General features: G+C 60.0%; 14 protein-coding genes. 7 read left to right on the forward strand and 7 right to left on the reverse strand.

The window, feature by feature from the left end; genetic code table 11:
- Window positions 1–99: 99 nt before the first annotated feature.
- Together ABD937_RS16940 and ABD937_RS16945 are read right to left on the reverse strand one after the other, a co-directional pair.
- The gene (locus ABD937_RS16940; protein WP_345256983.1) at window positions 100–630 is read right to left on the reverse strand and encodes a DUF2480 family protein; all 531 of its coding nucleotides are present in this window, start codon (window positions 628–630) and stop codon (window positions 100–102) included.
- Between the two features lie 272 nt (window positions 631–902).
- Entirely contained in the window at window positions 903–3071 is a 2169-nt protein-coding gene (locus ABD937_RS16945; protein ID WP_345256984.1) for a peptidylprolyl isomerase, read from the reverse strand.
- A gap of 998 nt (window positions 3072–4069) precedes the next feature.
- Between ABD937_RS16945 and nadA the strand changes: the two genes are divergently transcribed.
- A complete protein-coding gene (nadA, locus tag ABD937_RS16950; protein ID WP_345256985.1) occupies window positions 4070–5083 on the forward strand; it encodes a quinolinate synthase NadA in 1014 nt (337 codons plus the stop codon).
- A gap of 168 nt (window positions 5084–5251) precedes the next feature.
- Here the strand turns inward: nadA and ABD937_RS16955 are convergent, their stop codons facing one another.
- The gene (locus tag ABD937_RS16955) at window positions 5252–5467 is read right to left on the reverse strand and encodes a hypothetical protein (RefSeq protein ID WP_345256986.1); all 216 of its coding nucleotides are present in this window, start codon (window positions 5465–5467) and stop codon (window positions 5252–5254) included.
- A gap of 567 nt (window positions 5468–6034) precedes the next feature.
- Between ABD937_RS16955 and rho the strand changes: the two genes are divergently transcribed.
- The 6 genes from rho (at window position 6035) to ABD937_RS16985 (ending at window position 13384) form a co-directional block, all read left to right on the forward strand.
- Complete coding sequence (gene rho / locus ABD937_RS16960; RefSeq protein ID WP_345256988.1) at window positions 6035–7870, forward strand: transcription termination factor Rho; 1836 nt, start codon at window positions 6035–6037, stop codon at window positions 7868–7870.
- Window positions 7871–8364: 494 nt separating this feature from the next.
- Complete coding sequence (locus ABD937_RS16965) at window positions 8365–9054, forward strand: hypothetical protein (protein WP_345256989.1); 690 nt, start codon at window positions 8365–8367, stop codon at window positions 9052–9054.
- A gap of 193 nt (window positions 9055–9247) precedes the next feature.
- Window positions 9248–10537, forward strand: coding sequence for a tRNA 2-selenouridine(34) synthase MnmH (mnmH, locus tag ABD937_RS16970; RefSeq protein WP_345256990.1), 1290 nt, complete (start codon window positions 9248–9250; stop codon window positions 10535–10537).
- Entirely contained in the window at window positions 10534–11442 is a 909-nt protein-coding gene (locus ABD937_RS16975) for a hypothetical protein (RefSeq protein WP_345256991.1), read from the forward strand. Before mnmH ends, ABD937_RS16975 begins: the two co-directional genes overlap by 4 nt.
- A gap of 1 nt (window position 11443) precedes the next feature.
- Window positions 11444–12493, forward strand: a complete 1050-nt coding sequence (gene selD / locus ABD937_RS16980; RefSeq protein WP_345256992.1) for a selenide, water dikinase SelD — start codon at window positions 11444–11446, stop codon at window positions 12491–12493.
- A 105-nt stretch (window positions 12494–12598) separates the two neighbouring features.
- Window positions 12599–13384 (forward strand): TylF/MycF/NovP-related O-methyltransferase, encoded by a 786-nt coding sequence (locus tag ABD937_RS16985; RefSeq protein WP_345256994.1) that lies wholly within the window; start codon window positions 12599–12601, stop codon window positions 13382–13384.
- A 296-nt stretch (window positions 13385–13680) separates the two neighbouring features.
- Here ABD937_RS16985 and ctlX read toward each other — a convergent pair whose 3' ends face one another.
- From ctlX to ABD937_RS17005, 4 genes are all read right to left on the reverse strand, one after another.
- The gene (ctlX, locus tag ABD937_RS16990; protein ID WP_345256995.1) at window positions 13681–14610 is read right to left on the reverse strand and encodes a citrulline utilization hydrolase CtlX; all 930 of its coding nucleotides are present in this window, start codon (window positions 14608–14610) and stop codon (window positions 13681–13683) included.
- Complete coding sequence (locus ABD937_RS16995) at window positions 14607–14837, reverse strand: 4a-hydroxytetrahydrobiopterin dehydratase (RefSeq protein WP_345256996.1); 231 nt, start codon at window positions 14835–14837, stop codon at window positions 14607–14609. The genes ctlX and ABD937_RS16995 overlap by 4 nt, the downstream gene beginning before the upstream one ends.
- Before the next feature lie 197 nt (window positions 14838–15034).
- Complete coding sequence (locus ABD937_RS17000) at window positions 15035–15469, reverse strand: IPExxxVDY family protein (protein ID WP_345256997.1); 435 nt, start codon at window positions 15467–15469, stop codon at window positions 15035–15037.
- Window positions 15470–15485: 16 nt separating this feature from the next.
- Entirely contained in the window at window positions 15486–17138 is a 1653-nt protein-coding gene (locus tag ABD937_RS17005; protein ID WP_345256998.1) for a M28 family peptidase, read from the reverse strand.
- Window positions 17139–17390: the final 252 nt, after the last annotated feature.

A 17390-nucleotide genomic window follows, 5' to 3' on the forward strand; every position in this document is an offset into this window, starting at 1 on the left:
CAACCCTGGGCAGCTATGGGTCAATAACCCATGGCTTCAGTAATGGGGTGGTAGCGCTCCTGCTTCATTATCCCATTACCCCATTAGCACATTACCCCATTATTTTTTCTTATACACCGGCACGGTGCTGCAGGGCTCGCCATACATCACGCTTTTCGCCACGGGCAGCAGCTTCTGCGTGATGGCCGCATACGCATAGGGCTCGATGGCCACGTCGCCGCAGCCCTTCACCACTACGCGCTGCCCGTCGTAGGCCGACGCATCGAGGGCATCGATATTCTGCAGCACCACGTGCTTGTAGAGCTCGGCTTCGGTGCCGACGTATACCTCGCGCGCCACCGGTTGGAGATAGCTCGTCACCAGCATATAGGCCCACACGGGGATGATGGCGTCCACGCTGCAGGTAACGGCCACGTAGGTGCCGCTGTAGTCCGACCAGTCTTTTTCCTTGAGCGCCTGGCGGAAGTCCTTTTCCTTCAGGATGAGGCCCATAAAGAGGTGGTCCTTCAAGTCGAAGGTGGTCACCGGAGCCGCCGGCAGGTAGGCCTCCAGGTCGAGGGAGAGAATGCCGCTCTGGGCGACTTTATTCACCAGCAGGTCGGGATTGTTATTGGGAGATGCGTCTGACATAAAGGGTAGATTTAGGAGGGGTGAGGGAGGAGGGGGAATACTTGAATAATCGAGTACATGAGCAATTGAATAACCGAGGGGAGGAAAGGAGCGCATAGCGTAGAGGGGCGCCCTCTTTCCTCAAATTTCATCCCTCCACCTCGAGTACTTACGTACTCATGTATTCTAATGTTCAAGTATTCCACCTCTTCAATCCCACCTCCGCCCTCAAAAAATAAGGCCCTCCAAAGTTACTGGAGGGCCTTTTCAGGAAAGGAAACTTTAACGCGGGCTCAATAGAACTTCGCGCGGTTGTCTTTGATGGAGGCGCGGGCCTTCAGCGGCGTCAGCGGATCCTGGTTCTGGGCCTGCTGGCGGGCCTGCTGCTGGAGCACCTGGCGGTATTGCTGGGCGTTGCCGAACTCGGTAACGGTACCGGAGATGCCGTCTACACGGAGCACGTACACACCGGCCTGGCCGTCGATGGGCTCGGGTACCACCTTGCCCTTGTTGGCGGGGTTGAAGGCGGCGCCGATCACTTTGTATTCAAAGCCGAGGGCGTTGTTGTTGTTGCCGGCGAAGCGCACGCTGTCGGCGTTTACCACGGGCTGGCTCACCTTCTGCGAAACGGCTTCGAGGGTGCTGATGGCGCCGATGTTCTTGCGGATCTGGGCGGCCTTCTTCTGGTTGCGCAGCACCACTTCCACGCCGGGGCGGGCAGCGTTCACGCTCATGAGGCCCGGCTTGTTCACCGAGGTCACCACGGCTACCACGTAGCCTTCCACCGGGGCGGTGATGCGCTGCGGCTGCAGCACCTCGCCGCGGGTGGCGGAGAAGATGTTGCGCACGAGCTCGCGCGATACGCCGATACCCGGGATGTTGTAGGAAAGAGGCGTGATGTTGTCGGCCACCTGCTTGTTGAGGCCTTTCGTGCGGAGGTTCTTATCGTAGTTCTGGTTGAAGCTTTCCACGCTGCGGCTGTCGTTGGCAAACTGGTTGGCGGCGTTGGCGGCAGCATTCTCCGTTTCGGCACTCACCTCGATGGGGCGGCCGAAGTAGGCAACCTTGTAGCCGGTGGAAGCGCCTTTCTGCGACAGCACCTCGATGATGTGGTAGCCGAAGTCGGTCTTGACCACGCCCACCTGGCCTACGCCGGCGGTGAAGATGTAGTCGGAGAAGGTAGGCACCATCTGGCCGTTGGCGGCGATGTTCTCGTACTTACCACCCGTTTGCTTGGAGCCGGGGTCGTCGGAGAAGCGGGCCACGAGGCTGTCGAACGACTGGCCGGCGGCGAGGAGGCCGCGTACGGAGTCGGCGAGGCGCTTGGCGGTGCTGTCGTCGCGAATGGCTACGCGCTGACCCGATTGCGGATCCTGCTGCGAGGTGCCGATGAGGATGTGACGCGCGGTCACGGTGTCGGGAATAGCGCGGGCTTCGAGCACCTTCGACATTACCCAGAAGTTGCGGCCACCCTGGCCGGTTTCGAGGTAGGGGCCGTAGGTGGTGCCCACGGGCTGCGCCAGGATGGCTTCCTTGTTGGGCTGCTGAATGGCGCTCTTGTTGAGCAGGCCATTATAGAAAGGCATCGTGCTGTTGTTGGTGCGGAGGAACTCCTCGTAATTGGCTGCCGAGTCGAAGGCGGGCTTCAGCTGCAGGAGGGCCTGCTGGGCGGCGGCACTGTCGGTGGCCGAAGGGGCGGCCGGGAACAGCACATAGGAAATGCCGCGGGACTCTTCCTTCTGCTCGAACTCGGTGCGGTGGTTGTCGATGTAGCGGCGGATCTCGTCGTCGCTCACCTTCACGGTAGAGTCGGCGATGGTGGCGTAGGGCACGTTCACGTAAGCGGTCTTGGCCACGAGGCTCGCGTCGGAGAGCTGCTTCTCGGCAAACCACTTCGGCACGTATACGCTGTGCGCGAGGAGGGCGGTGTATTTCTCGAACTGGCGCTGGTTGCGCATGCCGGCGAGGTAATTGTCGAAGTTGGCCTTCTGCTCGGGGGTGCCCGACTTGCGCATCTGGTTGATGGTCTGCACCGCACGGGCGGCGTTGTACTGGCCGGTAGAGTCGGTGAACTGCTGGCGCAGGTCCTGCGGCGGGTTGGCGCCGAAGAGGTAGTCGTTCACTTCCTTGTCGGAAACCGTGATGCCGAGCTTCTTGTATTCCTCGCCGAGGAGCACGCGCATGAGCTCTGCGTTCCAGGCGCCTTCCACCAGCTGCTGGCGGTTGTCTCCCATGTCGTAGCCCTGGGCCTTGTACTGCTCTTCCTGGGCTTTGAGGCGCTTGTCGAAGTCGAGGTAATCGATCTCTTCGCCGTTGATCTCGCCGATGGTGGTTTCATTGCCGCTGAAGAGGTTGCTGCGGCCGGAGAGGGCATCCATCAGGATGAACCCGACTAGGGACAGGGCGATGGCGATCACCGCAATTCGGGCGTACTTGTCCCTGATGTTCTGAATGAGTGACATAGTGGAGTTTCGGTATTTTATATATAGAGTGGGCAAAAATAGGGGTTTCGGACTTATCAACAAATTGTGGAAAACCGCTATAAGAGCGTATTTTATAGCGTTTTCGGCCGCGCGGGGCACCCGGGAGGGGAAACGTTGGGGCCGGGGAAAATTCCGCGGGGCGCAACGGTGTATAAGGCGCGCAGCGCCGGAAATTTTTTTTAAATCGCGGCTTCTTCCCGATGGTACCGCCGCAAGCGGCTGGCATACACCAAAGCGGCACGCGGGTTTCACGCAAAGGCGCCAAGACGCGGAGTACGCAAAGAATGGATCCTGCCTGCGGCTAGGCGTTCGTGTGGCAGCGCAGCGGCACGGCAGCAACCTCACTTCTTTATTTATGACACACGTAACCTGCTACGAAGCACGGCAATAAAGCTCGCGCTCTAATGCCTTCCGCATATCCGGTTGTCCGTAGTCTCCGACTACGGACTAAGCCGAACTTTAAGAACTGCCCGAAACCGATAGTAAACGTCCGCCAATCAAAGCCATCGTTTTCCACAACAAAACGAATGGCGGCGGCCGGTACGTGCATCCCGGTTCGAAAGCCCCCTTTTTGCCTTTTGATTTTTGACTTTTTTCCTGTGGATAAGCGGGAATAGCTGTGCATAAACCCGGGTATTGCGCTGCGGAAGCGGTGGAGGCGTCGGGTACAACTCGCCCGTCCGGGAGCCGGCGGCGGAAGGCTGTGGGTTTTCCCCGATTTATCCCACCTGAACTCACAACACGAATTATTCGCATGTATCGGAACGGCTACCCACACCCGGTAATCCACATCCCTGTTAAAAAACGGCGATAAACAGGACCCCTCGGTACCTTTGGCGGGGATAAGCTGGGGATAACGGTGTATAAGTGCATCGTTTTTGCATCCCATAAAAAGGGCGGATGCGTTATCCCCAAATCCACAGCCCTAATAGTAATAGGACTCTATTTATATAATTGTATTTAATACAAGTTATTATATGCCTAAGGAAATGTTGATAGCCGCGGAAAACGAGTTGATCGAGAAAGGATTTCTGGACATCGATGTGGACCCGACCCTCGACCTCTTCGCCGAGATCGAGCGCCTCAAAAAAGAAAAGAACGCCGTCATCCTCGCCCACCTCTACCAGGAACCCGACATCCAGGACATCGCCGACTTCATCGGCGACTCGCTCGGCCTCGCCCAGGCGGCCGCCAAGACCGACGCCGACATGATCGTATTTGCCGGTGTGCACTTCATGGCCGAGACCGCCAAGATCCTCAACCCCTCGAAAAAGGTAGTGATCCCCGACCTGAAGGCCGGCTGCTCGCTTTCGGAGAGCTGCCCGCCCGCGCTCTTCAAGAAGTTCCGGGAGCAGCATCCCGACCACGTGGTGATCTCCTACATCAACTGCTCCGCGGGTATCAAGGCGCTCACCGACGTCATCTGCACCTCGAGCAACGCCAAGGCCATCGTGGATAGCTTCCCGAAAGACCAGAAGATCATCTTCGCGCCCGACAAGAACCTCGGCGGCTGGATCAACCGCACCACGGGCCGCGACATGCTGCTCTGGAACGGCGCCTGCATGGTGCACGAGATCTTCTCGCTCGAAAAGATCACGAAGCTGAAGGTGCGCCACCCCGAGGCCAAGGTGATCGCCCACCCCGAGTGCGAGGAGCCCATCCTGCGCATCTCCGATTTCGTGGGCTCTACGACGCAATTGCTGGCCTATGTGAAGAACACCGAGCATCAGAGCTTCATCGTGGCCACGGAGGCCGGCATTCTGCACCAGATGGCCAAGCAGGCCCCTTCCAAGACCCTCATCCCGGCGCCGCCAGACAATTCCTGCGCCTGCAACGACTGCCCGCACATGAAGCGCAACACCCTCGAGAAGATCTACCTCTGCATGAAATACGAGCAGCCGGCCATCGAAATGGACGAGGAGCTCCGCCTCCAGGCCAAGGCCTCCCTCGACCGGATGATGGAGATCTCGGAAAAAGCGGGATTGATCTAGATCGTGAACCGTGATCCGTGAACAGGTGAGCAAGTGAGCGGGTCATCAAGTGAGTAAGAAAAACGGAGGCCGACGGCCTCCGTTTTTTGTGATCGGTGTCGGGTTCACCCGCTCACCCGCTCACTCGCTCACCTGCTCACTCGCTCACCCGCTCACCCGCTCACCCGCTCACGAATAGGGCGGTCCCGGGTTCTCTCCCTTATCCGTATTCCGGTTCGGATGACCCGTACGCACATTGTCGGCCACCGTCTGGTCGTCGTTGGTATACTTTTCCGTCATTGCCTCGTCGTTGGGGCGGTTCTCCGGCTCCATGCGCGTGGGAATGCCCGTTTCACTCTCTGATTTATTGGCGCCCGAAGGATAGCCACGATGATCTTTACCCATAGTATTCCGTTTCGTAAAAACGAACAAGCCCTGTGCCACGAAGCGCTACGGCCGGGTCAGGGAGCGGGTGAATAGGTGAGCAGGTGAGCGAGTGAATAGGTGAGCAGGTCAGCAGTTATCCAGACGAATAGGGGAGCAAGTGAGCGGGTGAGTGAATAAGTGAAGGGGTGAGCAGGTTAGCGGGTGAGCAGGGCAGCGGGTCGGTAGGAGGAAAGGAGTGGGTGAAGTAGTGCACAAGAGAACTCGGGTACAGAAACATCCCTTCTTGCGAGCCATCCAGGTTCACCTGCTCACCTGCTCACCCGTTGACCCGCTCCCTTGCTCACTCGCTCACCCGTTGACCCGCTCACCCCACTGAACCCGCTTACCCCACCGGCCCGCTGTGCAATTAAAATTTTTAGGTTTTCCGTTTTCGGTGTAAAATTGCACCGGAAACCGTTCGGAGCTCCATCCCTTAATCTCCTGACCCGGTCACTTCCCGACCATTCCATTCAAAACAACTCAAACCTTTTCAACCCCCCGCCCGGTTTTTTAACCAGGTCCTCCTTTTAAACCCCAAGTATCCGTATGTACGATATTTTGCAGTTGAACGACATGCTCGTTCCTGAATTGCTGGATGTGGCAGAACGCCTGAAGATCGACAATGCCCGCAAGCTCAGCAAGCAAGACCTCATCTACAAAATCCTCGATAAGCAAGCCCTGTCGGCTTCCCCTGCAAAAAAAGGCGCTCCCGAGAAAGAAGAGAAAGATGGTGGCCGTCGCCGCCGCATCGTAAAAGCCGCTACGGCCCACTCCAACGAAGAGGCCATCGTGGAAGACACGTCGGCCCCCGAGGAAAAAGCCGCCCCGGCCCCTGCAGCTGCACCCGAAGAGCCGAAGCGCCCGGGCCGCCGCCCCGCCGCCGCCGCAGCCGCCGCCAACGCAGCGCCTCCGCCTCCGAAAAAAGAAGAAACGCGCAAGGAAGAACCCCGCCCCGAGGCCGGCGAGCGCCCGAAGCGTGGCCGTCCGCGCAAAGCCGAAGCGGTTGCCGAACAACCCGAGCCGGGCAATACCGCCGAGCCGAAGCAGGAGCGCCCCCAGCCTTCCGATAAGCAGCCCCAGCAAACGGAAGCTGCCGCCGCGGCCGCCCAGGCCCAGCAACAGGCCTCCCGCGAGCCGCAGCAGGCACAGCAGCCCCAGGTAGCCCAGCCCGAGCCGCAGATCCCGGAGCGCATGATCTCGCCCACCAACATCAACAAGTTCTTCCAGAAGGCCGACCGCGCCATCTCCAATAATTTCAACATCGAGTTCGACGGCCAGATCATCGGCGAAGGCGTGCTCGAAATGATGCCCGACGGCTACGGCTTCCTGCGCTCCTCCGACTATAACTACCTGTCGTCGCCCGACGACGTATACGTATCGCCCTCGCAGATCAAGCTCTTCGGCCTGAAGCCGGGCGACACCGTGTACGGCTCCGTACGCCCGCCGAAAGAAGGCGAGAAATACTTCGCGCTCCTGAAGGTGGAAACCATCAACGGCAAAACACCCGAGGAAGTACGCGACCGCGTGCCCTTCGACTACCTGACGCCGCTGTTCCCCTTCGAGAAGCTGAACCTCTTTACCGGTCCCACCAACTACAGCACGCGGATCATGGACCTCTTTACCCCCATCGGTAAGGGCCAGCGCGGACTCATCGTGGCCCAGCCCAAAGTGGGTAAAACGGTGCTGCTGAAGGAAGTGGCCAACGCCATCGCCGCCAACCACCCCGAAGTATACCTGATGGTGGTGCTCATCGACGAGCGCCCCGAGGAAGTGACCGATATGGAGCGCTCCGTGCGCGGCGAGGTCATCGCCTCCACCTTCGACGAGCCCGCCGAGAAGCACGTGAAAGTATCCACCGTGGCCCTCAACAAGGCGAAGCGCCTCGTGGAGTGCGGACACGACGTGGTGATCCTGCTCGACTCCATCACCCGCCTCGCCCGCGCCCACAACACCGTGGCGCCCTCGTCGGGTAAAGTACTTTCCGGTGGTGTGGAAGCCAACGCGATGCAAAAGCCCAAGCAGTTCTTCGGCGCCGCCCGTAAGATCGAGCACGGCGGATCGCTCACCATCCTGGCCACCGCCCTCATCGACACCGGCTCCAAGATGGACGAGGTGATCTTCGAGGAATTCAAGGGTACCGGTAACATGGAGCTGGCGCTCGACCGCCGCCTTGCCAACCGCCGCATCTTCCCCGCTATCGACCTCGTGGGCTCCTCCACCCGCCGCGACGACCTGCTGCTGGAGCGCGACGTGCTGCAGCGCATGAACCTGCTGCGCGTATACCTCACCGATATGAATCCCGAGGAAGCGATGAACGAGCTGCTCCGCCGGATGCGCGGAACGAAGTCGAACGAGGAGTTCCTGGCTTCGATGAACGGGTAAGGTCGTCAATCATGAAAATACAAAAGGCCCGCAAGGGCCTTTTTTCGTTTGTACGCAGGTGTCTAAGCGTAGGCCGCGCAGCGAATTCGAGACGGGCAGATGGTCAAGCTCGTATTTCTTCGTCGCGCCGTTGCGTCGTTGCGGCCCCCGAAGCTTCGGGGGCGTGTCAAGGCCGCCTGCGGCCTTATTCACAACCACACGACGGCGCAACGAAGAAAGATAGGATTCACTTGTTCAATGGCGTCGTGTCTTTGTGCCGTCGTGTCGTCGTGAAAGGGCGCAAGCCCTCGGCCCGCGCTTGCGCGGCTAATTTGCGGAACAGGTTCCTTGTAGCTGTCAGGCACTCTATTCCGGTGCCTGAATAAGCGGCAAGCCCGGCAATCACGATTCGGACAATTGTTAAAACGAAGCTCTGCGATTTCCCCAACGAGTCCATGCTCCGTACTGCCGGGAATCATTTTTGCTAACATTGGTTGAAACAAATGCAAACAGTCATGAAAAAAGTACAATTGTTCGGCTTCGCCCTCGTTGCAGTAGCCCTTACGGCCTGCGGCAGCGGCGATGGCAACAACAATGGCAGTGACTCTACGAGCACCACTACCACCACTACCACTACGGACGCAGGCACGACCACCAATACCAGCACCGGCAACTACGCCGCCATCGCCGACTCCTTCCGCGTCAACAGCGAAGCCGGCAACATCCTCGACGCCCGCACCGGTAAGCAGATCAACGTACGCTACGACGCCACCACGCGCCGCGCCGTGAACGCCGAGACCAACGAGCCCGTTTGGCGCTATGTGGACAAGCGTAACTGGTGGGTATACGGTGCCGAGAACGACAGCTGGAACCGCGTCGGCGAAGCCCGCATGCAGAACAATACGCTGCAGTACAAGGGCGATAACGATGCCTGGGTAGACTACGACACGCGCTGGAAGATGGACGACGAGCGCTGGATGAACGATACGACCTATATGGGCGGCTCGGGCAGCACCGGTACTTCCGGTACGAGCGGCAGCACGGATGGCGGAAAAGTAAAAGTGAGCGATAACGGCAATAAGATCAAGGACGAGAACGTGAAGGTGAAGGTCAGCGATGATGGCGACATCAAGATCAAAGACAAGAAGACAGGCGAGAAGATCAAGTACGACGGCGACGACGGTAAGGTCAAGACCGATAATTAAGCGCCTCACGTTTAAAAAAGAAAACCCTTCCAATCCGGAGGGGTTTTCTTTTAAGTCAAAAAGCAAAGTTCAAAAAGGGGTCGGTTCTGCCGGAGTTTCTTCTTGGTACCGGACCTGGCTGCAAGTTGAACTGTGGCGATGTTACGTTACCGGTAGGATGGGTCAACAATCAAGGTTTTTTAAATTTTGACTTTTGAATTTTGACTTCCGCAAGAGACCGACCTCCACCAAAAGATTGTCAACTACCTTCGCCGTCATGGCCCTGCGTCGTCATTCCGTTACCCGTTTCCTGGAGCTGCTGCCCGGCGCGCTCCTGCTCGACGTGCGCTCGCCCTCGGAGTATGCGCACGCGCAGCTGCCCGGCGCCCTCAGCCTGCCGCTCTTTTCCGATGCGGAGCGGGCACAGGTAGGCACGGCCTACAAGCAAGTGAGCCGGGAGGCGGCCATCAAGATCGGCCTCGACCACTTCGGGCCGAAGATGCGCGCGATGATCGAGACGGTGGAGCGTACCGCCCGCGCGCGTGACCTCGGCGAAAAGCCCCCCATCTGCGTCTACTGCTGGCGCGGGGGCATGCGCAGCGGCGCCGTAGCCTGGCTCCTCGACCTCTATGGCTTCGACGTGCACGTACTCGACGGCGGCTACAAATCGTTCCGCAACTACGTGCTCGAGACCTTCACCCTGCCGCTGCCGCTCCGCATCCTCGGCGGCTATACCGGCTCCGGCAAGACCGAGCTGCTCCACGAGCTGAAGACCCTCGGCGAAACCGTCATCGACCTCGAAGGCCTCGCCTGCCACAAGGGTTCCGCCTTCGGCAACATCGACATGCCCCCGCAACCCACACAGGAACAATTCGAGAACCTGCTTGCGCTTGAGATCAGGGCGGTAATCGGATCGGCAATCGGCAATCGGGAATCGGCAATGGATGCCTCCGATGCCGGTAGTTTTCTTCCTGTGCCCGAAGCTGCAAAGAGCTCTTTCCGCGATGTACCCTGGTCGGTGGGACCGAATGTAGAAGAGAAAGGAAACGTGGCCGGGAGTGAAGCGATTCCCGATTCCCGATTCCCGATTCCCGCCTCCCGCCCCATCTGGCTCGAAGACGAAAGCCAGCGCATCGGCCAGCTCCACATCCCGCACCGCCTCTGGGCTACGATGCGGCAGTCGCCGGTGTATTTCCTCGACATCCCGTTTGAACAGCGCCTCGCCCACATCGTGGAAGAATACGGCGTGCTCGACCGGGAGCGCCTGCGCGATGCCATCGACCGCATCCGGCAGCGCCTCGGCGGCCTCGACCACAAGCTGGCACTGCAGCACCTCGACGAGGATAACCTTTCGGAGTGCTTCGCCATCCTGCTCCGCTATTACGACAAGCACTACGGCAAAGGCCTGCAGAACCGCACCGGGCTGGAACAATTACTGCATCGCGTGCCCTGCGCCGACGTTCGGCCCGACAATGCACACGCCTTAATCCGATCTACGCAATGAGATACCTATTCGTCCTGGCCTTCCTCCTTTGCGGACGCGCTTACCTGGGTGCCCAGGAAGTGAACGGCCTTTACATCGGCACGCTCTACAACGACACGACGCGCCTCCTCCAGCACTTCGAGCTGTCGCTGAGCCAGGAGAGCGGCCGCATCCGCGGTTTCGCTTATACCACCTTCACCGTCAACGACCGCTTCTATTACGGCATCCGCAAAGTCAAAGGCCTCGTCCGCGAGGGCAAGCTGTTTGTGGAAGACGACGAGCTGCTCGACAACAATTTCCCGGAAAAGCCGGCGAAGGGCGTGCGCAAGCTGCTCGTACTGCCTGTGAGCGGCGACGGGCTCGTAGAAATACTGGAAGGCCGCTGGGAAACGAACCGCACGAAGCAATGGGCGCCGGTGACCGGCACGGTGAACCTGCGCCGCAAAAAGGACAGCGTGGGCTCGGCACTCGTAGCCCGTCTTAACGAGCTCCGTCCGGGTCCGGCGCCGCAGGCCCGTCCGCTGCCGCGCCGCGAAGAGCCCAGGACCCGCGTGGCGCCCGCGGCACCCGTGGTGCTGGCCTTCGAAGCCCGCAAGAGCACGGCCCTGCAGACGGTGGCGGTACGCGGCGACAGCCTCACGATCGCGCTCTATGATAACGGCGTAGTGGACGGCGACAGCGTCAGCATCTACCTCAACGGGCAGGCGGTGCTCACGCACATCAAGCTGAGCGATACAGCCACCCGACACACGTTGCGCCTCCCCGCCGGCGACCGCGTAGAGCTCGCGCTCCTGGCCGAGAACCTCGGAACGCTGGCGCCCAATACCGGCCTGCTGCAGATCATCGACGGCGACCGCCGGCACAACATTTACTTCAGCGCCGACCTGCAGACCAATGCGAAGCTCGTGCTGCAAAAACAACGATGACATGGAAACCGCTCCCCTGAAGCTCTCCCAATTCTCCAAAGGCGGCGGCTGTGGCTGCAAGATCGCGCCGGCCGTACTACAGCAGATCGTGCACACCGATGCCGTGACCTCCTTCCCTGAATTGCTCGTAGGCAACGAAAGCAACGACGATGCCGCGGCCTACCGCATCGAGGGCGATACGGCCATCATCTCCACCACCGACTTCTTCCTGCCCATCGTCGACGATCCCTACGACTTCGGACGGATCGCCGCGGCGAATGCCATCTCCGACGTGTATGCCATGGGCGGCTCGCCGCTGATGGCCATCGCCATCCTGGGCTGGCCCATCGAGAAGCTGCCGGTGGAGGTGGCGCGCGAAGTGCTCCGGGGTGGCCGCGCCGTGTGTGCCGAAGCCGGCATCCCGCTCGCCGGCGGGCATACCATCGATTCGTCGGAGCCCATCTTCGGGCTGGCCGTAACGGGCTCCGTGAAGGTGCACCACCTGAAGCGCAACGACGGCGCGCAGGAAGGCGACGTACTCTATCTCACCAAGCCCCTCGGCGTGGGCGTGCTGGCCACGGCCCTCAAGCGGGGGGTGCTGGAAGAAGCGCATTACGAGGGCCTGATGGCGCAAATGACCCGGCTCAACAAGGTAGGAGCGCAGCTGGGCCTCATTGCCGGCGTGCATGCGCTGACAGACGTTACCGGCTTCGGGCTGCTCGGACACCTGCACGAGCTCTGTGCCGGCAGCGGTCTTTCAGCGGAGCTGCAGTATGGCGCCCTGCCGCGGATCGGAGGACTCGAGACCTACCTGCAGCAACGCACTATCCCCGACGCCACCTTCCGCAACTGGAACAGCTACGGCAAAGAGGTATCGTTCGGGAAAGGCGTGAACGTGATGGAGGCCTTCAACCTGCTGCCCGACCCGCAAACGAACGGCGGGCTCCTGGTAGCCGTGGCGCCCGCCGATACCGCTACCGTAGAAACCCTGCTCCGGGCCGAAGGGCTGTATGCAAGCCCGATCGGCACCATGAAGGCGGCAGGGGAGAAACGGATCGAGGTAATGCTATAAACCGTAGCAGCGCGGGAACACGGGTGTGACGGATGGAGCGGGTAGTAACGGACCGGTTCGATCGCAGTGAAAGCGCTATTTTCGCCCACCGGTAAATCACTTCACATGTTGAAAAAGATCGTTTCCCGCCTCGCACGCAATATGGGTTACCGCCTCACCCCGATGGAGGCTGCGGAAACCGATATCACCAAACAGTACCCCGATTTTTTCGAGCCCGAGTTCTGGGAGATCTACCGGCTGTGCAAGCCCTACACCATGACTTCGGTAGAGCGCATGTATTCCCTCTTCCGCTCGGTATCCTACGTGCTGGAGGCCCGCATTCCCGGTGATTTCGTGGAGGCCGGCGTGTGGCGCGGCGGCAGCTCGATGGTGATCGCTTCGATGCTCCGCAAGCGCGGCATCACCGACCGGAAGATCTTTCTCTACGACACGTTCGAGGGCATGTCGGAGCCCACCGAGGCCGATGTGGACTTTGCCGGCGCCCGTGCCGACGTGCTGCTGAAGGAGAACGAATCCAACAAGGAAGAGTCGGTGTGGTGCCTCGCCGATCTTGCCGACGTGCAGCAGAACATGCGCCGCACGGCACTTCCTGAAAGCCAGGTGGTGTATGTGAAAGGCAAGGTGGAAGACACGATCCCGGGCACGATCCCTGCCGGCGCCATTGCCCTCCTCCGCCTTGATACCGACTGGTACGAATCCACCCGCCACGAGCTCGAGCACCTGTACCCGCGCCTCAGCGCAAACGGTGTGCTCATCATCGACGACTACGGCCACTGGGGCGGCTGCCGCAAGGCAGTGGATGAATACTTTGCCGGCAAGGCGCCGCTGCTCCTGCACCGCGTCGACTACACCGGCCGCGCGGGTATCAAAACCGAAGCCGCCGCCTTCTGAAGTGTTAAGGTGTGCTTGTAGGATTACGGGCCGACTACTAAGAGGCTGTTTGAGTTAATTGAGGGTCTGGCAAGGCCGCAAGCGGCCCTTTCGGCGCGGCGACGCGGCGCCCCGAAGCTTCGGGGGGCGGCGCAGCGAAGCAGCAATGTGCTCAAAAGTCCTCCTTGCATTTAATCGTCGCGCCGTTGCGTCGTCGCGCGCTGAGGCCGCTTGCGGCCGACCATTCAGCGTTTTCAGAAAGCACATTAACTTAAACAGCCTCTAGAAACGATCCGTACTTATCCGGCGCATCCGCATCATCTGCGTTCCTTCTCTTCGAGGAAGATCTCTGCCAGCATACAGCGCACGCTGCCGCCGTTCACGGTTTCGATAGTGGGCACGGATACGGGAACGAGTGTGCCCTGCTGTTCGAGCAGCGTTAGCTTCTCCGGTGCGAGTGCCCGCTGCGCGGTGGCGCTGAGCACGATGCAGGGATCGCCTTTCTTATTCCGCACCTGCAGCAGGTTGGCACCGAATGCCGCCATCTCTTCGAACGTAATGTCGATCCACTCATGACCGCTTCCGGAGAGGCGCTCCTGTACGGATGTCCGTTCTTCGGAGTTCGTGAAGGCGGCGCCGCAGCCCAGCGCAAAGTGCTGCCCGATGCTGAGCAACACGTTGGTATGGTAGATGGCGCGCCCGGCGGCATCCTGCGCGTCGAAGGCTACTGCTTCATAACCGTGGGCATTCGCCACCAGGCTCAGCGCGGCCCGGTCGGTGCGTGGAGATAAGGCGGCATAGGCGGTACGGCCCGCATGATCGAACACGATGCTGCCCGTTCCTTCGATGAATACTTCCTGCTCTTCGAGAAAGCTCCAGTCGTTGACGCGGCCCACGTTGAATTGACGCTGCAGTAGATCTACAATACCCTTCCGGCGCTCGGCCCGGCGGTTGGGCGCGAACATGGGATAGAGGTGGATGCGGCCGTCGGGCGTGGTGGAGATCCAGTTGTTGGGAAAAAGGGCGTCGGGCTTTATGGGCTCGGGCGTGTCTTCCACCACCAGCACCTCGATGCCGGCAGCTACGAGTGTCCGCACCATGCCGTCGAATTCCTGCAGCGCCTGCTGTTGCAGCGCACCGGGGTCCAGTGAAGTGGATTGCTGGAAATGATTGTTGGCCGCCGTCTGCTCGTTGTAGCAAAAGGCCGCGGGCCGCACCATCAGTACTTTATCGGCAAGCGGGCTCATAACAGGGCATCGATGGCCGCGGCGAGGGTGCGGTCCTTTTCGGTAACGGTATTGCCGGCACTGTGGGTGTTGAGCCAGATCTCCACGGTATTCCACACGTTGGTCCAGCGGGGATGGTGGTCCTGCTTTTCGGCCACGAGCGCCACCCGCGTCATGAACGCGAAAGCAGCGCTAAAGTCGGGGAACGTGAATTTGCGGTACAGGGCATTGTCGGCTTCAGTCCACATAAAGGAGAATTTAGGATCTCAGATCTGTGATCTCGGATCTGTGATCTGGTGGGTCTAAAGATAATTATGATTCAAGAGGAATGAACGTGCCGAACCACGTACGCGATTCCTACATCTACGATGAAAAGTCAGTTTTGATACACTAGGAACTACTGGACCTAAAACAGATCTGACATCATCACATCCGAGATCTGACATCAAAATACAAGGTGCTCTTTGTTCCGGATCTGCTCATTCGTGAGCTCCACCACCAGTTGTACGCCGCGGATGCCGCGGATATTGCTGATGATGTGGCTCATCTCGTCGTCCTCGATGGCATCGCCCTTGAAGAGCCAGAGAAAGTCGAGGTGGCGGAACTCGGGCAACAGGTACTCGCCGTCGAACTGGTTGTTGTAGAGGTAATGCGTAAGCGCAGTGTGCGGTTGCTGGTACTCGAACACCGTAAAGAAGTAGTTGCGGTCCTTGCGTTTCAGCTGGATCTCGATCTCGTTGTTGATGCGGAAGTCGACGCCCATGAGGTCGTTGAGGTGCCAGCAAAAGGTGTAGTCCTTCATCGGGGCCATGATGCCCAGCAGGCGGGTGTCTTCGAAGAAGCCGTCCGTCATCGCGTTGTGGTCCAGGATCAGTTTCATAGGCAGCAGCATGGGGTTAAAACGTAACGCGTACGGTGGCGGCCGTTCCACCGCGGGTATAGCTCACTTCGGTGCTCTCGCCTTTCTTGAACTTGCCGAGTGCTTGCATGTAATTCTCTACGGAGGTCACCTTGTGTTCACCGAGCGCGGTGATGATGTCGCCGGCTACGAGCCCCGCTTTCTGCGCGGGACGGCCCTCACTCACACCCTCCACGCGTACGCCGCCGCCGGAGAAGGTATAATCCGGCATGATGCCCAGCGTCACCGAGAAGCGGGCCGAGGAGGCCATCGCCACTTCGCGGGTTTTTTGAAAGGCGGGCTTCTCGCCGGTATGGGTGCGGTCCACGAGGCTCAGGATGTGGCGGATCACGAAGCGCGTGCCGTCGTAGTTGATGCGGTCGGGTACGTCGGTGGGCTTGTGGTAATCGGTGTGCAGCCCGGTGAAGTAAAAGAGCACCGGGATGTTCTTGCGGTAAAAAGAGGTGTGGTCGCTCGGGCCGGTGCCGCTGCTGTCGAATCGGAATTTGAGTCCCGCATCGGTAAGGCGCTTTTTACCGGTGATGCCGTAGAGCTTTCCCCAGAGCGGCGTGGTGCCGTAGCCACCCACCGTAAGGGTGTGCGTAGAGTCGCTGAGGCGGCCCACCATGTCCATATTGATCATGTAGCTCACGTTGGAGAGGTCGAGCGTGGGGTGCTCCACGAAGTACTTGGAGCCGAAGAGCCCGAGCTCCTCGCCCGAGAACGCGATGAACAGGTAGTTGTGCTTCTTGTGCTTGAAGCCGGGGATCAGCCGGGCGATCTCCAGGAGGGCTGCGGTGCCGGAGGCGTTGTCGTCGGCACCGTGGTGGATGCGGCGGGCGGTATCGCGGTGAAGCGAGTTGCCGTCCTCGCCCCAGCCGAGGTGATCGTAGTGGGCGCCGAGCACCACGGTATGCGGCGCGCCGTTGTCGATATAGCCGATCACGTTGCGGCCGGTGCGGGCCTTGGGCCCGATGGCGCTCGTCATCTCAAGGCGGTACGTGGCGGTGGCATCACCCAGGAAGGCCTGCGCCGCTTTCGCGCGGAGGTAGAACACGGGGAAGGGAAGACGCTCCGATTTGTCTTTCGGATCGAAGGCGAGGCCATCGGGGAACGGGGAGCTGTTGTGGAGTACCAGGGCCGTGGCGCCTTTGCCTTTCAGGATTAGTGCTTTTTTCCGCACCGCCTCGCTCATGTCGAAGTGCGGGTTTCGGTGCGCTTCCTCGGCCAGGTCTTTCAGGTCGAGGAACCAGGGCTCGCCGCGCTCCTGCAGCCCGTGCGCCGCCGAGCCGCTCACCGTGCCGTTGGCGCTGAAGGCGAGGGGAAAGAAATCGGCCGTGTCTACCACGCGCTCGTTGATGCTGAAGGTAGTGGCCGGGAGCACCTGCAGTCCCTCGGGGATCTCGAAGGGCTGGTAAAAGCCGTCGCTGCCTTTCGGCTGCAGGCCGGCGGCGCTGAACTGCTGGCTGATATAATTGGCTGCTTCGGCCTCGCCTGCGGAGCCGGCGCGGCGGCCTTCAAGCTTGGGTGAGGCGAGGTAGTCGATGTGGTTGCGGAGGTTGCTGAGGAGGAGGTCATCCTCCTTGCGGTTTTTTTGGGCGAACGAAGTTAGCCCGAGTACGGTAGTAAGGGTGATCAGGTAAAGGCGCATGGAATCAGTTTTTCGGTGCAGTTCGGCAAAAATATCTCTTGCTCCCTGCAAACAAGACGCGGCCGTGGCCTTTTTTAGTTGCTTCCTTCGCTCCCTCGGCAAGCTCAGGATGACAAGGGCTTCCTTCGACATAGTCAGAATGACAAGCGAAGACCCATCACCCTCTCCACGCATTCCCGATTCCCGATTGCCGGGTCCCGGTCCTAACCTTTTTATAAAACTCCCGATCTCGTAAGCCGGGCCGCGCGGGGC

This window comes from Flaviaestuariibacter amylovorans (assembly GCF_039541815.1).
In the GTDB taxonomy this organism is placed as follows: domain Bacteria; phylum Bacteroidota; class Bacteroidia; order Chitinophagales; family Chitinophagaceae; genus Flavisolibacter; species Flavisolibacter amylovorans.